The 19,404-nt window shown below is 67.7% G+C and carries 19 protein-coding genes, 2 tRNA genes and 1 pseudogene; 15 read left to right on the forward strand and 7 right to left on the reverse strand.

Going from position 1 to position 19,404, the window contains the following annotated elements; all coding sequences use genetic code 11:
• Positions 1–9: 9 nt before the first annotated feature.
• Both SACCYDRAFT_RS01155 and SACCYDRAFT_RS01160 read left to right on the forward strand, forming a co-directional pair.
• Positions 10–99 (forward strand) — tRNA-Ser (locus SACCYDRAFT_RS01155).
• A 60-nt stretch (positions 100–159) separates the two neighbouring features.
• A tRNA-Arg gene (locus SACCYDRAFT_RS01160) sits at positions 160–232 on the forward strand.
• Positions 233–340: 108 nt separating this feature from the next.
• Here SACCYDRAFT_RS01160 and SACCYDRAFT_RS01165 read toward each other — a convergent pair.
• Together SACCYDRAFT_RS01165 and SACCYDRAFT_RS01170 are read right to left on the reverse strand one after the other, a co-directional pair.
• Complete coding sequence (locus tag SACCYDRAFT_RS01165; protein ID WP_005452814.1) at positions 341–1,573, reverse strand: tyrosine-type recombinase/integrase; 1,233 nt, start codon at positions 1,571–1,573, stop codon at positions 341–343.
• Between the two features lie 13 nt (positions 1,574–1,586).
• The gene (locus tag SACCYDRAFT_RS01170) at positions 1,587–2,105 is read right to left on the reverse strand and encodes a hypothetical protein (protein ID WP_232283756.1); all 519 of its coding nucleotides are present in this window, start codon (positions 2,103–2,105) and stop codon (positions 1,587–1,589) included.
• A gap of 223 nt (positions 2,106–2,328) precedes the next feature.
• Here SACCYDRAFT_RS01170 and SACCYDRAFT_RS01175 point away from each other — a divergent pair, with 223 nt between their 5' ends.
• Complete coding sequence (locus SACCYDRAFT_RS01175) at positions 2,329–2,475, forward strand: helix-turn-helix transcriptional regulator (protein WP_232283881.1); 147 nt, start codon at positions 2,329–2,331, stop codon at positions 2,473–2,475.
• A gap of 1,029 nt (positions 2,476–3,504) precedes the next feature.
• Here the strand turns inward: SACCYDRAFT_RS01175 and SACCYDRAFT_RS01180 are convergent.
• The 4 genes from SACCYDRAFT_RS01180 to SACCYDRAFT_RS01195 all read right to left on the reverse strand — a co-directional run bounded on the left by SACCYDRAFT_RS01180 (position 3,505) and on the right by SACCYDRAFT_RS01195 (position 7,373).
• Positions 3,505–5,775, reverse strand: coding sequence for a heavy metal translocating P-type ATPase (locus tag SACCYDRAFT_RS01180; RefSeq protein ID WP_232283882.1), 2,271 nt, complete (start codon positions 5,773–5,775; stop codon positions 3,505–3,507).
• Between the two features lie 93 nt (positions 5,776–5,868).
• A complete protein-coding gene (locus SACCYDRAFT_RS01185) occupies positions 5,869–6,822 on the reverse strand; it encodes a hypothetical protein (protein ID WP_005452822.1) in 954 nt (317 codons plus the stop codon).
• 28 nt (positions 6,823–6,850) lie between these two features.
• Positions 6,851–7,057: a heavy-metal-associated domain-containing protein gene (locus SACCYDRAFT_RS01190; RefSeq protein WP_005452824.1), complete on the reverse strand. Its 207-nt coding sequence runs from the start codon at positions 7,055–7,057 to the stop codon at positions 6,851–6,853.
• A gap of 34 nt (positions 7,058–7,091) precedes the next feature.
• Positions 7,092–7,373 (reverse strand): metal-sensitive transcriptional regulator, encoded by a 282-nt coding sequence (locus SACCYDRAFT_RS01195; RefSeq protein WP_005452826.1) that lies wholly within the window; start codon positions 7,371–7,373, stop codon positions 7,092–7,094.
• Between the two features lie 130 nt (positions 7,374–7,503).
• Here SACCYDRAFT_RS01195 and SACCYDRAFT_RS01200 point away from each other — a divergent pair, with 130 nt between their 5' ends.
• The 4 genes from SACCYDRAFT_RS01200 (at position 7,504) to SACCYDRAFT_RS25590 (ending at position 9,628) form a co-directional block, all read left to right on the forward strand.
• Positions 7,504–7,704 carry a ferredoxin gene (locus tag SACCYDRAFT_RS01200; RefSeq protein ID WP_005452828.1) on the forward strand — a complete coding sequence of 67 codons (201 nt, stop codon included), beginning with the start codon at positions 7,504–7,506 and terminating at the stop codon, positions 7,702–7,704.
• Positions 7,701–8,867: an NAD(P)/FAD-dependent oxidoreductase gene (locus SACCYDRAFT_RS01205; protein ID WP_005452829.1), complete on the forward strand. Its 1,167-nt coding sequence runs from the start codon at positions 7,701–7,703 to the stop codon at positions 8,865–8,867. Before SACCYDRAFT_RS01200 ends, SACCYDRAFT_RS01205 begins: the two co-directional genes overlap by 4 nt.
• Before the next feature lie 310 nt (positions 8,868–9,177).
• On the forward strand, positions 9,178–9,384 hold the full coding sequence (locus tag SACCYDRAFT_RS01210; RefSeq protein WP_005452831.1) for a heavy-metal-associated domain-containing protein: 207 nt from the start codon (positions 9,178–9,180) through the stop codon (positions 9,382–9,384).
• A 1-nt stretch (position 9,385) separates the two neighbouring features.
• Complete coding sequence (locus SACCYDRAFT_RS25590; RefSeq protein WP_005452833.1) at positions 9,386–9,628, forward strand: CDGSH iron-sulfur domain-containing protein; 243 nt, start codon at positions 9,386–9,388, stop codon at positions 9,626–9,628.
• A 167-nt stretch (positions 9,629–9,795) separates the two neighbouring features.
• Here the strand turns inward: SACCYDRAFT_RS25590 and SACCYDRAFT_RS01215 are convergent, their stop codons facing one another.
• A complete protein-coding gene (locus SACCYDRAFT_RS01215) occupies positions 9,796–10,377 on the reverse strand; it encodes a DUF4396 domain-containing protein (RefSeq protein ID WP_408640296.1) in 582 nt (193 codons plus the stop codon).
• A gap of 200 nt (positions 10,378–10,577) precedes the next feature.
• Between SACCYDRAFT_RS01215 and SACCYDRAFT_RS01225 the strand changes: the two genes are divergently transcribed.
• The 8 genes and pseudogenes from SACCYDRAFT_RS01225 to SACCYDRAFT_RS01255 all read left to right on the forward strand — a co-directional run bounded on the left by SACCYDRAFT_RS01225 (position 10,578) and on the right by SACCYDRAFT_RS01255 (position 19,391).
• A complete protein-coding gene (locus tag SACCYDRAFT_RS01225) occupies positions 10,578–12,023 on the forward strand; it encodes an MFS transporter (protein WP_005452835.1) in 1,446 nt (481 codons plus the stop codon).
• Positions 12,024–12,053: 30 nt separating this feature from the next.
• The gene (locus SACCYDRAFT_RS01230; RefSeq protein WP_005452836.1) at positions 12,054–12,596 is read left to right on the forward strand and encodes a carboxymuconolactone decarboxylase family protein; all 543 of its coding nucleotides are present in this window, start codon (positions 12,054–12,056) and stop codon (positions 12,594–12,596) included.
• Between the two features lie 334 nt (positions 12,597–12,930).
• Positions 12,931–13,080 (forward strand): annotated as a pseudogene (locus SACCYDRAFT_RS26715) (heavy-metal-associated domain-containing protein); the annotation flags it as partial.
• A 181-nt stretch (positions 13,081–13,261) separates the two neighbouring features.
• Positions 13,262–15,400 (forward strand): heavy metal translocating P-type ATPase, encoded by a 2,139-nt coding sequence (locus SACCYDRAFT_RS01235; protein ID WP_232283757.1) that lies wholly within the window; start codon positions 13,262–13,264, stop codon positions 15,398–15,400.
• Positions 15,401–15,491: 91 nt separating this feature from the next.
• Positions 15,492–16,091 (forward strand): CueP family metal-binding protein, encoded by a 600-nt coding sequence (locus tag SACCYDRAFT_RS01240; RefSeq protein WP_005452838.1) that lies wholly within the window; start codon positions 15,492–15,494, stop codon positions 16,089–16,091.
• A 446-nt stretch (positions 16,092–16,537) separates the two neighbouring features.
• Entirely contained in the window at positions 16,538–17,611 is a 1,074-nt protein-coding gene (locus SACCYDRAFT_RS01245) for a tyrosine-type recombinase/integrase (protein WP_005452839.1), read from the forward strand.
• A complete protein-coding gene (locus SACCYDRAFT_RS01250) occupies positions 17,608–17,955 on the forward strand; it encodes a helix-turn-helix domain-containing protein (RefSeq protein ID WP_005452841.1) in 348 nt (115 codons plus the stop codon). Before SACCYDRAFT_RS01245 ends, SACCYDRAFT_RS01250 begins: the two co-directional genes overlap by 4 nt.
• Before the next feature lie 185 nt (positions 17,956–18,140).
• Entirely contained in the window at positions 18,141–19,391 is a 1,251-nt protein-coding gene (locus tag SACCYDRAFT_RS01255; protein WP_005452843.1) for a site-specific integrase, read from the forward strand.
• Positions 19,392–19,404: the final 13 nt, after the last annotated feature.

A 19,404-nucleotide genomic window follows, 5' to 3' on the forward strand; every position in this document is an offset into this window, starting at 1 on the left:
CGCGACCTGGGAGGCTTCGCCTAGTCTGGTCTATGGCGCCGCACTGCTAATGCGGTTGGGGGTAACCCCCCCTCCCGGGTTCAAATCCCGGAGCCTCCGCCGGGGCTCGGTACCCACCGAGCACCACCCCGACCCCGGTCGGGTATAACTGAAGATGATGCGCCCGTAGCTCAACGGATAGAGCATCTGACTACGGATCAGAAGGTTTGGGGTTCGAATCCCTACGGGCGCGCAAGGAAAGTCCAGGTCAAGGCCTTGTTCTCAGTAATGAGACGAGGCCTTGACTGCTTTTCGGCGGCCGATCGTCTCACAGCTTCTCACGTACGTTCGTACTGCTTGCTCAGGTGCTCTTGTAGATCCTGCCGAGGGCGTCGGTTCCGGTCTGGAGATCCTCCTCGGTGGCGTGTACGTAGGTCGAGTATGTGAACGCGGTGTCGTAGTGCCCGGCCCACTTGCTGACGATGGAGATCGGGACTCCGGCCTTCTCCATCAGGCTCAGTGCCGTGTGGCGGCCCTCGTGCAGCACGATCCGCTTGACTCCCGCTCGCTTGGCGAGGCGACCGAATTCGTCGGAGTACCACTCGGGGTGAACTGGCTCACCCAGTTCGTCGACCACGACGTAGCCACTGTTGGTGTACGCCTTTCCCGCGGCGAGCCTTTCAGCGTTCTGAGCGACCTTGAGCTGGTGCAGCGCCGATGCGGCTGTGGCATCGAGAGGCAGGGTCCGGAAGCCGTTGCGCGACTTGGGCGGCACGACCTGGGTCGTGCCCTCGACGAGCACACGGGCCTGCTGCACGCGGATCGTCGCGGGTTTGTACGTCGACCCCGTGCCGTAGCAGTCACCGCACCATGGTTTCTTGTGGGTTCGGCATGGTTCTGCGAAGGAACCGAAGTCGATGTCTTCCCGCCAGCGGAGTCCGAGGACTTCGCCTCTCCGCAGCCCGTAGAGGGACAGCCGCCATCCGGCGTGGAGCCGGTCGGTCTTGGCCTTGTCGAGGAACTTCCGGACTTCCTCGGCCGTCCACGTGTTTCGCGGAGTCGGGGCGTACTTCGGCGGCTTGACGAGCTTGGCCACGTTGCGGGGGAGCAGCCCTTCCAGGACCGCCATCTCGAAGGCCGCTGTGAGCCGCCCGAGGGTCAGCCGCACGCTCCGGGGGCCGAGTCCGGTACCGGGCTTGCCTCCACGACGGCGGCCGGAGGTCTCCATCCACGTGACCATTCGCTCGATGTCGGCTTTGCCGACCTTCTGGATCGGCATGGAGCCGAGCCGCTCGTGGACTGGCCGTAGTGCGTCCTGGTAGCTCCGCTTGCTGGAGTCCCGCAGGTCCCGTGCCGCACCTTCCAGCCAGCCGTCCAGGTACTCGGACACCGTGATGTTCGTGGGCCGGATGTAGGTGCCCTCGTTCAGCTGGTGCCGGATCTTGTCGTACTCGGCGCGTGCCTCGCGTTTGGTGTCGAAGGTGAACGTCTTCTGCTGGCGGCGTCCGGTTTCCGGGTCGCGACCGATGTCGACGACGAACCGATAGCGGACGGTCCCGTCCTTGAGCGTGATCTTCTTGATCGGATCTGCCATTCGTTGCTGCTCCTCATCCTTCCTGCTGCGGATCCGGTGTGGGCAGTAATCCCAGTTCGCGTGCACGGCGCACGTACCGGGACGCCTGTGCGCGGGAGCGGTTCATGGTGTGAGCGACGGCCATCGTCGGCGCCCTGCTGCCTGTCGCTACCGCCTCGAGGTAGATGCGTGCCGCCAGTTCGGCCTCCTCATCGACCTTCCGGCGGTGCCGGGGTTGGTCGGTCGGTTCCCTTGGCACGGTGGCTTCCGCGAGCGCTCTGCTCAGTAGCTGGTCTACGAGTACGCGCCGCAACACAGATGTGGTGATCGGTTCCTTCGCGTTCGCGCGAATGGCCAGATCGACGACGACCGGCCGTAGGTCAGCGCCGACGCACACCTCGATCGTGACACTCGCCGGTGGCTGCTCCAACGCGAACGATGCGAGGAAGTTCGTCGGTACGGCAGTGTCTGGACCAGTGGGCAGATAGCCGGTCGGGCTCAGTGGCTCTACGGAGACCCAGGCGATGCTGAAGTTCTTCGGCTGGCGCGGCATGCCGGGACGATACGGCTGGCGACTCTCTCGGACCAAAGCGCGAGACACCCTGGACACCTCCCCTCGTGCATGGATGACACGGCAATGTCATTGACTGTATCGTAATTGGTGCCCGTTGGGGGACGAGGCGAATACAGGGGGAACCGTGGAGACCAGGATTCAGGGAGCATCCAGCGCGCCAACACTGGCGGAGATCAGGGACAACTGGCCGGCCAGCGTGGATGTGGCCAAGGCGGCGACCGCGTTCGGGATCTCCCGAAGCCACGCCTACGAGCTGGTGGCGAGGGGTGAGTTTCCCGCAAGGGTCATCAAGGTCGGTGGCCGATATCGAGTGATCACCGCGTCAGTGATCGGTGTCCTCTCGGCATAGCAGCGAAGCGGAGCAGACCGGCGACCGGCATACCTGGTCACGCAGTTGGTGTCTGGCTTTCCATCGGACTGCTCCCGCACCCTCGCCGCCTGGTGTCTGAAGCATTCACCGGTGGTTCCGCACATGGGTGATCGATGATCTGTGGACCTCATGGCTTGAACGGCAGGGCACAACGACGTGAGTACCTTGAGTGTGGCTGAGCTGATGGGACCAAAGCCGAGGCCAGCCGCCCAGCATGCCTGTGGTCTGATTTACAAATACTGCGCCGATGCGCTTTGACTTGCGAAGACGCGCTGTAGGGGCCGAACATCGCGGCTTACCAGGCGCGACCGTCGGCAAGCCTTGCCAACGAGGATGTGTGGATCCACAGCGGCTACTTCTCCTTTGGTCTCACAGCACCGCGGGCGAGGGGCATGCCAGCACACGGCTCTTTAACACGCCGGTATCGGCTGAGCATTTCAGCAACGGATGTCTCGTTTGGTAGGACGTGGCTATCAGTGGCTCGGTGTCGTGTTGCAGCCTCGTGTGACGTGAAGATGGTGTATCTCGTGGAAGACGGCCTGCGGCCCGAATCCGCCAGCTCCACTCGGATTGGACGCAGGTTTATCGCAGCGCGGAGCAGCCCGCGCTGCCGTGGAGCAGGACGTCCATCGTCGCGGGCTCGCCCCGATGACCTGGGTTGAGCACGGCACGGGCCCTTCGCTCACACGCTACAGCTCCGGAGCTGTAGCGTGTGGTTCCGCTGCGGGTTGAGGCTTGAGGAACGTCCGTGCCGACCGCGCGGTCGCTGACCTCCTGCCCGTCGACGCGAAAAAGCTCCCGAAGAACAGGACCGGGACTCCTGCCACACTCGTCGTCAAGCGACACAGCCATTGCCGACAGGGCTCATTTCGGCTGCGGCGGTTCCGGGTCATCGTGCCCGTACCCCGCAACACGAGTTCGGTCGAGGAGGAAACACGCCACAGCCGACGTTGGTCCGCCGGTTTCGCGCGGTCAACGTCGGCTGTCGCGGTTTTGGTGTGTCCGTAGTCAGGCTGCTGTGACTCGCTCCTTCACCGGTTCCTCCTGGTCCTCCGACTTCACCGAGGGTGGGGTGTTGGTGATGCCGCTGCGGAAAGCCTTCAGCCGGAGGCTGTTGCTGACGACGAAGACCGAGCTGAACGCCATGGCCGCGCCAGCGATCATCGGGTTGAGCAGTCCGGCCGCGGCCAGCGGCAGGGCCGCCACGTTGTATGCGAACGCCCAGAACAGGTTGCCCTTGATCGTGCGCAGCGTGCGCCGGGAAAGCCGAATCGCGTCGGCCGCCACCCGGAGGTCACCACGCACCAAGGTGAGGTCGCTGGCCTCGATGGCGACGTCGGTGCCGGTGCCCATGGCCAGGCCGAGGTCAGCCTGGGCGAGCGCGGCGGCGTCGTTGACACCGTCGCCGACCATCGCCACGACCCGCCCCTGGGCCTGCAGCCGCTTGACCACGTCGACCTTGTCCTGCGGCAGCACCTCCGCGATCACCTCGTCGATGCTGACCTCGGCCGCGACCGCCTTGGCGACGGCTTCGTTGTCGCCGGTGAGCAGCACCGGTGTCAGCCCGAGCTTCCGCAGCTGCGCGATCGCTTCGGCGGAGGTCGGTTTCACGGTGTCGGCGACCACCAGCACACCACGGGCCTGCCCGTCCCAGGCGACGGCGACGGCGGTCTTGCCCCGTGCCTCCGCGGCGGCCTTGGTCTTGGCCAGTTCGGGTGTGAGGCGCTGGCTCCAGTCCTCCAGCAACGCGGTCCGCCCGACGAGCACCGCGTGCCCGTCGACGATCCCTTGAACACCCAGACCCTCGATGTTGGTGAAGCCCTCGACAGCGGGCAGCGCACCGACCCGCTCAGCCGCGCCCCGGGCGATGGCCTGCGCGATCGGGTGCTCGGAGGCGTTCTCCAGCGCGCCCGCCAGCCGCAGCATCTCGTCGGCGTCCACCCCGTCGACGGTGTGGACCTCGGCCAGGGCCATCCGGCCGGTGGTGACCGTGCCGGTCTTGTCGAGGACGACGGTGTCGATGCGCCGCGTCGACTCCAGCACCTCCGGTCCCTTGATCAGGATGCCGAGCTGGGCACCTCGCCCGGTCCCGACCAGCAACGCCGTGGGTGTGGCCAGGCCGAGCGCGCACGGGCAGGCGATGATGAGCACCGCCACCGCGGCGGTGAACGCGGCCGACACCGTACCACCGGCACCCAGCCAGAACGCGAGCGTTCCGATGGACAGCGCGATCACGATCGGGACGAACACACCCGAGATCCGGTCGGCAAGGCGCTGTACCTGCGCCTTGCCCGTCTGCGCCTCCTCCACCAGCTTGGCCATCTGCGCCAGCTGGGTGTCCGAGCCGATGCGGGTGGCCCGCACGACCAGGCGTCCACCGGAGTTCACCGTGGCTCCGACCACGCTGTCGCCGGGGCCGACCTCGACGGGAACCGACTCGCCGGTGAGCATGCTGGCGTCGACCGCCGAACTGCCCTCCTCGATCACACCGTCGGTGGCGATCTTCTCCCCCGGTCGGACCACGAACAGGTCGCCCACCGCCAGCTGCTCGACAGGAATGCGTTCTTCCCGGCCGTCACGCAGGACCGCCACGTCCTTGGCCCCGAGTTCCAGCAACGCCCGCAGGGCGGCACCGGCCCGGCGCTTGGAGCGCGCCTCGAAATACCGCCCGGCCAGGATGAACGTGGTCACCCCAGCCGCGACCTCGAGGTAGATGTTGCCGTCACCGCTGATGCGCTCGATGGTGAGTTCGAAGGGGTGCGTCATCCCCGGCTCGCCCGCGCTGCCAAACAGCAGCGCGTACAGCGACCACAGGAACGCCGCGATCGTGCCCATGGAGATCAGGGTGTCCATGGTGGCCGCGCCGTGCCGCAGGTTGGTCCAGGCCGCCTTGTGGAACGGCCACGCCGCCCACACGATCACCGGCGCGGCCAGTGTCAGCGAGATCCACTGCCAGTAGATGAACTGCAGCGCCGGCACCATCGCCAGCACGATCACGGGCACCGACAGGACCAATGACCCGATCAGCCGGTGCCGCAGCGACCGTGTCGGATCCTCGTCCTCGCTGTCCGTCGCAGCGGCCGGTTCGGTCACCGCTTTGGGTTGTGGCAGGGTCGCGGTGTAGCCAGCGGCTTCCACCTGCGCCACGAGCTGGTGGGGTTCGACACCATCGGCGTAGACGACCTTCGCCTTCTCGGTGGCGTAGTTGACGGTGGCGCTCACCCCGTCGAGCTTGTTGAGCTTGCGCTCGATCCGGTTCGCGCAGGACGCGCAGGTCATGCCGCCGATCGCAAGTTCGATCTCCTGGGCCGCGGTCGACTGTGGGGTCTCGACCTGGGATGTCTCGGATGTCACTGTGCTGCTCCTTCCCGGTCAGCCGTGGCCGCCGTGGCCGTCGTCGGTGGCGGAGGTAGGTGCCGAGCCGGATGCCCGGCCGGCCGGTTCGGCTCGCAGGGTGAACTCCGCGGTGCGGACCTCGCCCTCGTGCTGGAACTCGAAGAACAGCCGGTAAATGCCGGCGGAGGGCACATCGGCGTGGAAAGTGATGGTGGGCCCCGGTTTCGTGCCGCCGTCGCCCGGCCCGCCGTCGGGGTGGACGTGGAGGTAGGCGAGGTCGCCGCCGCGCAGTGCCACGAGGTGGCCGTAGGCGCCGAGGTAGGGCTGCAGGTCGGTGACCTCCTCGCCGTTGCGGGTGACAGTGAGTGTCACCGTGGAGGTCCGGCCTGGTGCGAGGTCGCCGTCGAGGCGGACCTCGTAGTCGCCGACGGCCACGACGCGGGAGGGTGCGTAGGTGGCGGGCCGGAAGTCGCCCGGCACGGCCAGATCGACACCGAGCGTGGTGGCCTCGCCGCCGGCGGGGACGAAGTCGGCGAAAGCCCGGTAGCTTCCCGGCCGGTTGACGTCGACGGCAACGTTCCACGTCCCGTCGGCTGTCATCTCCGGATGGAGGTGCTGGAAACCGGCGGTGTCGCGCCGCACGACGATCAGGTGCATCCGCTTCTCATGCTCGACTTCGAAGCGGGTCACCGGCTCGCCGTCCGGTCCGACGATCCGGAAGGAGAACTCCTCGTCGGCCCCGGGGGTCAGCGTCGTGCTGGTGGGCGTGAGGGTGTAGCCGCCCCTGGACGACGCCAGCCCGCCGGGCTGGTCGGGGTGCGCGGTCTCCGCGACGGTGCCGCTGTGGGCGTCCCCGTGCGCGGCGTCCTCATCGCCGTGCGCGCCGGCCGAACCGGCGAAGGGACCGACAGCGTTGCCGATCACCCAGCCGCCACCGGCGACCAGGGCGAGCGCCACACCGTAGGCGGAGAGCTTCCCTGCAGTGTTCATCTCGATCCTTACGTGGAGGGCCGCCCGCTCAGGCGGTCAGGCTGTATCCGGCTTCTTCCACAGCGGCACGCACCTCGTCCATGCCGAGGTCCCGGTCGCTGGTGACGGTGACCTTGCCGGTGGGCAGGTCGACCGCCACGTCGGTCACACCGTTGATCTCGCTGACCTCCTCGGTCACCGAGAGCACGCAGTGCTGGCAGGTCATGCCGGTCACCGTGTACGTCTGCTGAGCCATCTCTTCTCCTCCTCGTTCTGTAGGACTGTGGTGGTCAGGAGCGGACGAGCCGGGCGATGGCGTCGCTGGCCTCCCGCACCTTCTCCTCTGCCGTGTCGCCGCCTTGGTTGATGGCCTCGGCCACGCAGTGCCGCAGGTGCTCGTCCATCAGCCCGAGGGACACCGACTGCAGCGCCTTCGTGGCGGCGGCGATCTGGGTGAGGATGTCGATGCAGTACTGATCGCCCTCCACCATTCGCTGCAGCCCGCGAATCTGCCCCTCGATGCGGCGCAGCCGCTTGAGGTAGGCGTCCTTGTCTCCGTGGTATCCCGGCATCTCACTCCTCCTCTGTGTCGTACTAGTCCGGGCCAGCTTACCCCCGTGGGGTACCACCGGATGATCCCTGGACGCCGCGCTTGGAACAAGTATACCCTACCCCCGTACCCCAATCAAGAGGAGGTTGAGGATGCGGATCACGATCGACTACGAGCGCTGCGAGGGGCACGGCTTGTGTGCCCTGACAGCTCCAGGGGTTTTCCAGCTGGACGACCAGGGTCTTACCCGGTACGTCGCCAAGCCCGCCGACAGCGAGCGGGACAACGTCATGCAGGCCATCCAGGACTGCCCTGTTCAGGCCATTCGGGTTTCGTCGGAGAACCAGCCGTGAGCCCGCTGCTGCGACGCATCGTCATCGTCGGCGGAGGCGTTGCGGGGCTTCGCACGGCAGAAGCGCTCCGTCGCAACGGTTTCTCCGGCGAGCTGGTCGGGATCAACGCGGAGAATCGACTCCCGTACGCCCGCCCATCACTGTCGAAGGATGCGCTGTTCCGATCTGACTGGGAGTGCGTGCCCCTCGAGACCACAGCCGGCGTGCGATGGCAGATCGGTGTAGCGGCGTCCGGCTTGGACCTCGAGCAGCGTCGTGTCGAACTCGATGACGGCTCTACCGTCGCGTTCGACGCGGCGGTAGTGGCCACCGGGGTCCGAGCCAGGGTGCTACGCGGTACCGAAGCTGGGTTGACACTGCGGACGGCTGACGACGCGGAAGTCCTGCACGGCATCCTTCACGGGGATCGCGGACATCTGGTGATCGTCGGCGCGGGTTTCATCGGCTCGGAGGTCGCCGTCACGGCACACTCGCTGGGATGGGCGGTGACCATCGTGGATTCGGATCCCACCCCACTGGCCCGGGCTCTCGGACCCGGCCCGGCGCGCTGGCTGTGGGAGCAGCACCGGGTCCGGGGAGTCCGCACCCGCTTCGGCCAACCGGTCCAATCGATTCAACGCTCGGGCGCGGGCTATCATGTGACGTTCGCCCACGACTCCGTCATCCAGGCCGATGCCGTGGTGGCCAGCCTGGGAGCCGTGCCGAACACCGAATGGCTACGCGGCAGTGGCGTGGACATCACTGACGGCGTGCTTACCGACCCTGCGGGGAGAGCCATCACCGTGACGGGCACGGTGGTCGACGGTGTGGTCGCTGTCGGGGACGTCGCGAGAACGCCGTCACGGACACCGGATGGCCGCGCGGTTCGCCACGAACACTGGGCAGTGGCGACCACCAGCGCACAACGCGCAGCCGCGACGCTGACCGGACGGCAGCCACCGGTTGAGCTGCCGCCCGTGTTCTGGACCGACGTCTACGAGCACCGCGTACAAGTGGTCGGACATCCGAGCGGAGTGGAGTCCGAGCCGGAGCCGGGACCGCGTGGCTTCTGCCTCCGATACGAGGGCGGCGATGGCACACTGACCGGCGCCGTGGTTGTCAATTGGCCACAGCTACTCCCAGTGTTGAGTCGCCGGGTCGCACAAGCGGCGCTGACAGCATGAGCGAGCTGTGGCGAAAACATCGCGCTACCCGGGCCCGCAGCTGGCGACTGTCGGTGGACGTGGCGGTGCGACTCTGCTGTCGATTTCTGGTCCCGACCTTGGCCGCCACCGCCCGCCGAAGCGGTCGTCTCGGCAGTTTCAAGGCCGCCGTGGAGGTCGCGGGACCGAGCCGCTGTCGTCAGCCGCGCAGACCGAACAGCTCCGCCGAGAAGTAACTCCGTTGCGCTGCGGCGGCGGTGGGAGCCTTGTCTGTTATACCCTCCGGGGGTAGGGTAAAAGTATTGGTGTCAACCAAGGAAAGGACGAAACAGTGGACAACAATGTGTACGTCGTGAAGGGAATGACCTGCTCCGGGTGTATGGCCAAGGTGACCAACGCCGTGACGTCTGTGGCTGGCGTCGATGACGTCGACGTCGACATCACCACGGGAGAGGTCACCGTCCTCAGCGACGCACCGGTCGACGACCGCCTGGTCCGCGCCGCGATCAACCAGGCAGGCTACGAGGTGGCCAGCTGATATGCCCCAGGATCAGCAACCGGGTCCCGCTGTGGTGATCAAAGTCGTGGACAACGGGCCGTACCAGGTCAAGGGACCTGTCCGAGTGGTCGATCACGACAACAACGCCTTCGACCTCGGCCCCGGCCGCACTCAGCTGCTCTGTCGCTGCGGCAGGTCGGCGCGGAAACCGTTCTGCGACGGCTCGCATGTCAGAGCCGGATTTCAAGCGTCCGAACGCTCTACGTCGGATACTGAAACATGATGCGAGCGGCGGGGATCAGTGGCGAAGCCACCGGTCCCCGCCGCGGGCTACATCGGACAACCGTCCGTTCCGCCGCAGCCGAGAATCGAGATGTAGCGGCGCGACAGCTCTAGAGGCAGCCAGATCATGCGTACCGGGCGAGTATGTGAATGGGCCGCCTCCACACCTCAGTGGTGGTATGCATGGGCAATGGCGTGCCCCTTACCCCGGCCGATCAGCCACTTGTTCACCGGCGTGGTGACCAGGAATGCGACGATGAACGCGAAGGCAAGCGCTCCCCAGAACAGTAGCGAGCTCAAGGGCGCGTCCATCGCACCAGGAACCACGACCATCACGCCGTTGTCGACAACTTCCATGACCGCGATGGAGACGGTGTCGGCGGCGAGGGCCACCTTCAGCGCCTGCTTGAAGCCCACACCGGCACGCAGGATCCCGCGCATGCTGAGCGCATAGCCGAAGACGAAGGCGAGGGCGACGGCCAGCACGATCGTGGCGACGTTGCCCCAGCCGAGTGCCGTGCCAATGACCATCCCGAGAACCTCGCCAATGGCGCAGCCGGTGAGGCAGTGCAAGGTGGCTGATGCCGCCATGCGCCAGGTCGCCGGGTGACTGCCGTGCCCCGCATGCCCCACGTGGTGACCATGGTGGTGACTGTGGTCCTCGTGTGACGCATGGTGGTCATGGTCGGCGCCGTGGTCTTCGTGATCGTGAGTTGCGTGCTGGTGCACCTTGGGGTGCGCTTCGGACACGTGGACCTCCCTCTACTCGGCTCCACATCCTGCTACGGGGTAGGGGTACTTCACAAGTATTTCCCAGCGGTTGCTTACGCGGCTCTGTGGCTCGGCGTATAGCCTCTGATCAACATTCTCCTATATACCCCCCTGGTGTATCTTCGATTGGCGTGCTACGTTGCTCTCTCATACCCCCTATAGGTATAGGAGTGAACGTCATGAGAAGCATGGCAGCGGGTGCCTCTCGCAGGTGGTGGGCGCTCGCGCTGATCGCCACAGCGCAGTTCATCGTCATCATGGACACCTCGATCATCGGTGTCGCACTGCCACGGATTCAGGTCGACCTCGGCTTCACTCAGGAGGGGTTGTCCTGGGTGTTCAACGCCTACGTGGTCGCCTTCGGTGGGTTGCTGCTGTTGGGTGGCCGTCTGTCGGATCTGCTCGGGGCACGGCGCGTCTTCATGACCGGCTGGCTGGTCCTGCTGGCTGGCTCGGCGGTTGCCGGTGCCGCCGGAGAGGCCTGGGTCGAGCTCGCCGGACGGGCGGTACAGGGAGCGGGCGCCGCGCTGATCGCGCCCTCGGCTCTCACGCTGTTGATGACGCTCTTCGGCGGTGAACCGCGCGAGCTGACGAAGGCACTGTCGCTCTACGGTGCCGCGGCACCGGCAGGCGGCACGGCGGGCGTCTTCCTCGGCGGCGTGATCACCGAGTACCTGAGCTGGCCGTGGGTGTTCTACCTCAACATCCCGATCGCCCTCGTGGCACTGTTCGCCGCCCCCGTGCTGATGCCTGCGGGTTCGGCACAGCGTGGTTCCGTCGACGTGCTCGGCGCGGTGACGGTCACCGCGGGCCTGGCGCTGGCGGTCTACGCGATCGTCCGCGCCCCCGAAGCGGGCTGGGGCTCGGCGGAGATCCTCGGCACGCTGGCCGCGGCCGTCGTCCTGCTCGCCGGTTTCCTGGTCGTCCAGTCCAAGCGCCGCGTGCCGCTGGTGCGACTCGGTATCTTCCGGACACCGGGGCTGGGAGCGGCCAACGTGGCACAACTGCTGCTCGCCGGAGCCTGGATTCCCATGTGGTTCTTCCTGAACCTCTACCTGCAGCAGGTGCTGGGGCTCGGAGCGTTCGCCAGCGGCTCGGCACTGGTGCCGATGACCACCGTCATCATGCTCGGCATGATCGCGGTGGGACCGCGCCTGACCGCCAGGTTCGGCGCGAGGCCGATGGTCGTCACCGGACTGCTCGTGCTGGCCGCGGGCCTGGGCTGGCTGTCGTTGGTGCGGCCGGACGGAACCTTCTGGGTGGACGTGCTGCCCGCGTCGCTCGTCGCCGCCGCCGGTATGGCGCTGGCCTTCGTCCCCTCGCTGGGCACCGCCATCTCCAGCGCCCGTCCCGAGGAAGGCGGCCTGGCCTCCGGCATCGTCAACACCAGCTACCAGGTCGGTTCGGCACTGGGGCTGGCCGCGATGACCGCGCTGGCGACGTCGCTGGGCTCCGGGCAGGTCGGTGACGCTCACGCGGTGACGGACGGCCTGTCCGCCGCCTTCGTCGGCGCCGGCGGCATCGCACTCGCAGGCGGCCTGATCGCCATGGCCACGTTGCGGAACCGACGCCCCCAGCAGGATGGGCGGGCAGCCGCCCCGGCCCCGAGCACCACGAGCGCGTGATCCCGAGCCAGACGAGCAGGAGAGAACGACATGAGAAACCTCGAAGCGCTCGAACCCGGCGAGGCCCCCGCCAAGTCCCGGCAGTTGCTGGAGGACATCGCCGCCCGCCGAGGCTCGGTCGGCGAGATGATCAGCACGATGGCCCACTCACCCGCGTTGCTCGAAGGGTTCCTGGCCCTGTCGCGGTCGATGAAGCGCAGCAAACTACCCCGCACGACCAGCGAGAAGATATCCCTCGCCGTCCAGCAGTGGATAGGGTGCGCCGCGTGCCTCCAGGCACACGGCGAAGCCGCCCGCGGTCTCGGACTGAGCGACGCCGACATCGAGCTCGCACGGCAGGGCACGGCCACCGACGCCAGGGAAGCCGCTCTCGTCCAGTTCGCGCTGCAGGTGCTCGCCGAGCCGTCGGCCATCATCCCGGCCGACGTCGACGCCCTGCGGCACCACGGTTGGAACGACAGGGCGATCGCCGAGGTCGTGGGTGTCGTCGCCCTCAACCAGTTGACCGGATCGTTCAACCTCGTCGCCGGCATCGAACCGGCCCCGGCAGGGCTCGACCCCGCGACTCGCTGACACCTCCACCGGACGACGCCGGGCCGCCTTCACGAGAGTGTGAAGCAGCGGCCCGGCGCGGGTCCCGGCAAAACCTGCCGACGCGCGGGGCACCACGCACAGCTCGTCGTGGTCGCCGACCCCGGACGCACCGAAAGCTCCGAGCGAGCACCGGGCAGGCGTTCGACGCTCCGAGAGCCCGGGAACCGAACGACCTCCCGGCCACCACTGGTCGAAGCCCCTCCTGCGACCGCCCTGATTCGCTCCCGAGACGCGGCCCGGCCCGCCGCGGTCGTTACGGACGTGCGGGATCGGGAACCCTCTTCGGCATGGTTCCGGCTGACGGGAGAGTGTGATGGGGGCGAAGTCCGCGACCGCGGTGCTGGAGGTTTCGCGGCTGCACCGGGCCTCCTCCAAGGCGGTCGTCGAAGCCGCGTTGTCCCGCCGACCGGGGGTGGCGGCGGTGGAGATGAACCCGGTAGCCCAGACCGCCACGGTGACCTACGACCCGGCTCGGACGTCGGTGGCCGAGCTTGCGGAGTGGGTCCGGGAGTGCGGTTATCACTGCGAGGGCCGGTCGGTGCCGGAGCATGTGTGCCATCCGATGGAGGAGCCGCTGCCCGACCCCGATGGGAAGGCGGCCCCCACGGCTGTGCGCGACGCCCACCGGGAGGCGTTCGCGGCCGGTGGCGCACCTCCGGTGCGGGGGGGCCGACCAGGAACACGCGGGGCACGAAGCGCCCGAGGACCGCTCGCCGCAGGAGGTGATGGGGCACGGCGGTGCCCACGCGGGGATGTCGATGGACGCCATGGTCCGCGACATGCGCAATCGGTTCCTGGTGGCGGCGGTGTTGTCTGTGCCGATCGTGCTGTGGTCCCCGATCGGCCGGGAGGTGCTTGGGTTCACCGCCCCGGCGCCGTTGGGGTTGCGCGACGACGTGTTCTCACTGTTGCTGAGCCTGCCGGTGGTCTTCTACTCGGCGTGGATCTTCTTCGACGGCGCGTACCGGGCGTTGCGGGCGCGGACGTTGGACATGATGGTGCTGGTCGCGGTGGCGATCGGTGCGGGCTGGTCGTACAGCCTGTGGGTGACCCTCACCGGTGGTGGCGAGGTGTTCTACGAGGCGGCTACGGTGCTGGCCGCGTTCGTACTCCTGGGGCACTGGTTCGAGATGCGCGCCCGTGGCGGGGCCAACGACGCCATCCGCACGCTGCTGGAGCTGGCGCCGCCGAAGGCGGTCGTGTTGCGTGACGGTCGCGAGGTCGAGGTGCCCACCACCGAGGTGCGGGTGGGCGATTTGTTGTTGGTTCGGCCGGGCGCGAAGACCCCGGTGGACGGTGTGGTGGAGGACGGCCGGTCCGATGTCGACGAGTCGATGGTGACCGGCGAGAGCCTGCCGGTGAGCAAGGCTCCGGGGACCGAGGTGATCGGCGCGTCGATCAACGTGACCGGCACGCTGCGGGTGCGGGCGACCAAGGTCGGCTCGGACACCGCGCTCGCACAGATCGTCGCGATGGTGCAGGAGGCGCAGAACTCCAAGGCGCCGGGGCAGCGGCTGGCGGACCGGGCGGCGTTCTGGCTGGTGTTCGTCGCGTTGATCGGTGGCGGTGCCACGTTCGCGGCCTGGGCGCTGTTCTCCACCCGGCCGCTGACGACGGCGCTGCTGTTCGCCATCACCGTCGTGGTGATCACCTGTCCGGACGCACTCGGGCTGGCCACCCCGACCGCGATCATGGTGGGTGCCGGGCTGGGCGCCAGGCGCGGTGTGCTGTTCAAGAACGCCACCGCGCTGGAGACCGTGGCGCGGATCGACACGGTGGTGATGGACAAGACCGGCACGCTGACCAAGGGTGAGCCAGAGGTCACCGACGTGGTGGCGGACGGGATTCCCGATGCGGACCTGCTGGCGCTGACCGCGGCGGTGGAGCGGGAGTCGGAACACCCGCTGGCCGCGGCGATCGTCCGGTACGCCGAGGAGCGGGGTGTTCCCTCGCTCGACGTGGCTGACTTCCGTAACGTGCCGGGCCACGGTGCCGACGCGCGGGTCGCGGGGCGGCGGGTGCTGGTGGGCAACCGCAAGCTGATGGTGGCCGAGGGCGTCGAGGTCGGATCCCTGGTCGCGCGGCGGGACGAGTTGGCCGAGGCGGGACGGACCGCGGTGCTCGTCGCGGTCGACGGGCGCGCGGTCGGGGTGATCGCGCTGGCCGACGCGCCCCGGGAGACGTCGGCCGCGGCGGTGGCGGAGCTGCACTCGCTGGCTGTCGAGGTGGTCATGCTCAGCGGGGACAACGAGGCGACCGCACGCCGGATCGCCGGTCGGTTGGGCATCGACACGGTGATCGCCGAGGTGCTCCCGGGGGACAAGGCCGCGAAGATCGCTGAGTTGCAGCGGGCCGGCAAGCGGGTGGCGATGGTCGGTGACGGGGTGAACGACGCACCGGCGCTGGCGCAAGCCGACCTGGGGGTGGCCATCGGCGCGGGCACCGACGTGGCCATCGAGACCGCCGACGTGGTGCTGATGCGCTCGGACCCGCTGGACGTGCCGATCGCGCTACGCATCGGCAAGGGGACGCTGCGCAAGATGCGGCAGAACCTGGGCTGGGCGATCGGCTACAACGCGGTGGCCCTGCCCATCGCGGCGGGCGTGTTCGCGCCCGCGTTAGGGCTGGTGCTGCGCCCGGAGATCGCCGCGTTGTCGATGTCGGGGTCGAGCCTGATCGTGGCGGTGAACGCGCTGCTGCTCAAGTGGCTGCGGCTGCCGGAACCTCCGGCGCCGACCTCGGTGCCGGCGCGCCCGGAGGGGGAGCCGGTGGTCCAGCGGTGACTGAGCGCCGGAGCCGGCGGCACCTCGTCCTCGGCCATCGGGGTGGGCAGGGGTCGGAGTGTGATCCACCCGATAAGGCAAGGTAAGGAGGGTGAAACGGCACCTGATCGCGGCGGGCGCGCTTCTCCTGGCGCTCGCCGGCTGCTCCACCACCGCGCCCGAGACCGACCAGGCGTCGCCCGGCGCACCGACCGTCACCACCGACAAGGCGGCCTTCCTCGCCGAACACGGCCTGGAAGGCATGGACGGGGCGCAGATCATCGACCATCTCGACCAGGTACCCCTGGCCCAGCGCTCGACCGACCTCATGGCTTCCGTGCGCGCCGACCACCTCCTCCTCGCCGACGCCGAGCGGGAGTTCACGATCCCGCTCCCCGAGGACCGGTTCTATCTCGCCGTCGCTCCCTACGTCGACCACACCCACGAGTGCTACTACCACTCCCTGACCACCTGTCGTGGCGAGCTGGCCGGCGAAGAGCTCCGGATTCGCATCGTCGACGACGCCACCGGTGAGACTCTCGTCGAGGAGCAGGTCACCACCTTCGACAACGGTTTCGTCGGCTTCTGGCTTCCTCAGGGCGTCAACGGCACCATCGAGGCCGGTTACCAGGGGCGCACCGGCCGAAGTGCCTTCTCCACCACGGACGAGGGAGCCACCTGCCTCACCACCCTCCAGCTCACCGAAGCCTGAGAGGCAGGCACCGAGCGGCGACTTGAGCGTCCAGATCGCGATCGACTATTCCGAGATCACTCGCAACCTCCTTGAACGGCCCGTCGAAGATCAGGTCCCGAGCCGCCGGTCGCTGGCCAGCTCCAAGACGCCGCCCGTCCTTGCCCTGCGTTCGGGACACCGGGATCGTGCGGCACCCACTGCGTTTTGCACGTTGACGACCAGAAACCCGCTGGGTTCCCACAGACAAGGTTTCACGGAGGCTGAACTCGTCCGGTTCTACGCAACAACCAGCGCGTTCGAGCTGGCTTTCGCTCCGGACGCCGTTCCGCGCTGACCTGCTGACCAGGTGAAGCCCGCCATACCACCTGCTTCAGGGGGCAACTGAAGTTCGTTCATCCTAGATGGCAAGATCACGCTCAAGATGATGGAGTTTCACTGTGGATGAACAATGAGGGAGCGGGTTGGTGCTGGCAGTTGTTCAGCCGCTGCGGGAGCGGCGCATCCCGGCGACCGAGGAGGAGCTGGCCGACTTCGAGTTGGACGTACTGGCCGAGTTCGTTCTCGCGCGGCACGCCGCTGGGCTGACTGACAGCACCATCCAAGGGGACACGACCCACCTGCGGCTGGTGCGGGACTGGTTTGAGCGCCCGCTGTGGGAGATGGAGCCGCGTGACGCTGACCGCTACTTCGGCACGGTGCTGCGCAAGGTGGCCCGGTCGACGCGGGCCGCACGGGCGCAGGCCTTGGTGACTTACTTCGAGTTCCTGGAGTTGCGGCACAAGGTCGAGTTGTGTGAGCTCACAGGCCGAGTCGTCGAGTGTCCAATCGACGAGATGAATCGGCCCCGGATGTCGGTTCAGGCTCAGGTCCGAGTTCCGCCGACCGAGGTGGAGATCGAGCAGTTGTTCGATGGTTGGCGCGAGGACCTACTGATCTGCCGTAAGTTCACGCCGGCCGCCCGCAACTACATGGTGGCCCGGCTGCTAGCCGACGTTGGGCTGCGGATCAATGAGGCCCGCATGCTCAACCTCGGCGACGTCCGGTGGGAGCTTGGCCGATTCGGCAAACTCAACGTCCGTCACGGCAAAGGATCGCGCCGGAAGGGGCCGAGGCAGCGCTTGGTGCCGCTGATCAACGGCGCGGACCGGGCGCTAACTTGGTTTGTCGAGGACGTCTGGAGTCAGTTCGACGTCGACGACTCCCTGCCGGGCGCACCGCTGTTTCCGTCCGAACGCCACTGCGCCGACGGTCCCGGGACGCGAGTGACCGCCGATGTGCTGCGACGGGCGTTGGCGCGGGCCGTCGAGCAGCACCTGCCGAGCTGGCGTGGCCAGCTGACACCGCATGTGCTGAGGCACTACTGCGCCAGCCAGCTCTACCAGGCCGGGGTCGACATCCTGGCCATCCAGGAACTGCTCGGGCACTCGTGGATCGCCACGACGATGCGCTACGTCCACGTGCACGGAACCCGCATCGAGACCGCCATCGAGCGTGGTCACCAGCGTGCCGCCCAGCGGTGGGAAGGGTTGAACCCATGAAGTGGAACCTGCGGATGGCCGCCGCTCAGCGCGGTATCTGGAAGGCCAGTGAATTCCGTCGGTTGCTCGCCGAACGCGGGATCGAGATGAGCGTTGGCAAGCTTTCTGGTCTCTGGTCGGGCACTCCGAGCGTCCTGCGCCCAGACGAGCTGGATGCCTTCTGCGCGGTGCTCGGTTGCACGATCAGCGACCTGATCGAGGCCGAGCCGGACACCGTTCCGGCGCCGGCGGCCGACGCCGAGGAGCACGGCCAGGCGGTTGGCCAGGACCGAGACACCGCTGTTGGCCCGGTCCGGCGGGTTACGCCGAAGCCGAGGACGGGACGCTCCCTGCCACCGCGGTGACCGTTCACGAAGGCCGCCCGGCGTCCTGCCGGACCTGCGCGCGCCCGATTCAGTCGCACACCGGCTCACGCGGTGGACGTCCGCGCCAACACTGCCTGGAATGCAGGCCGTCAAAGACAGCTGCGCGGCGAACTGGACAGGTTTCGCCGGTCGTGACTGCGCCCTGCCGAGGTTGTGGCGGGCCAGTGAACCGAACCAGGCCTGTCAGCGGGCGCGGGCGCTACCGGCTGTACTGCCACGGTTGTAGACCAACCCGGGAGCAGCTCCGCGCCTCCGATGTCCAACTGGAGGAACTGGTCAGCGGCTCGGACGCCTCGCCCGTGCAGTTCGCGGTGCTGGGACAATTGCTCAACCTCGCGCAGGTCGGGAACTGGACGGCGATCACCCTGCGCCGCCAGGCCGCTGGACTCTTGCGTGTGCTGGCTGACCATCCCGAAGGCCAGCGGGTTCGGCGCAGCCTGCTCGACGCCGCACTCGGGGCCGGGCGAGCCCGCGTTGCGGCCAGCATCCTCGCTAGCTGTGGACTCTTGATCGAGGACACCGTGCCTGGCATCCGGATCTGGGTCGACCGACAGGCCGCGACGCTGCCGGAGAACTTCCAGGCGGACGTGCGAGCGTGGTTGTTAGCGCTGCTGGACGGCGAGGAACGAGCCAGGCCGCGGTCCCCGCAGACGTTGTACGCCTACTTCGGGCGGGTTCGGCCGCACCTGCTGACCTGGTCACAAACTCGAGCGCACCTGCGGGAGGTGACCCATGATGACGTCGCTGCCGTGCTGGACAGCCTTCGCGGTCACCAACGGGTTGGGACGTTCACCTCGCTGCGGTCGCTGTTCCAGTTCGCCAAGCGCCACCGTTTGATCTTCGCCGACCCGAGCCGTCTACTCAGCGTCGGTCAAGCACCCAAGCGCACGGTACTGCCGATGACCGATGAGCAGATCGCGACGGTAAAGGAGGCCGTGAAGAGCCCGGCACAGCGGCTGGTCGTCGGCCTGGTGGCCGTCTACGCCGCCCGAGCCAAGGCAATCCGCGAACTCACAGTGGACGACATCGACCTTCCGGGCCGGGCAATCACGATCGGCGGCGTCCGCCACCAGTTGACCGAGTTCGCGCGTGACATCGTGGCGGCGTGGCTGGAGTACCGGCACCGCCGATGGCCGTACACCTTGAACCGCCACGTCCTGGTAACGACCGAGTCCGCGCTCGGCGAGGCGCCAATCAATGACTACTACCTGACCTGGAACCTTTTGCTACGCGGCGTCCAACTGGAACACATCCGCGCCGACCGGGTGCTTCAGGAAGCCCTCGCGATCAACGCCGATCCACTACACCTGGCCATGGCATTCGGCCTGAGCACCCAGACTGCGATCGACTACTCCGAGATCGCCCACCAACTCGCCGCACGACCGATCGAGGACGTGGACCATAAGAACCAGTGATCGAACAGACGGC

This window comes from Saccharomonospora cyanea NA-134 (assembly GCF_000244975.1).
Lineage (GTDB): Bacteria > Actinomycetota > Actinomycetes > Mycobacteriales > Pseudonocardiaceae > Saccharomonospora > Saccharomonospora cyanea.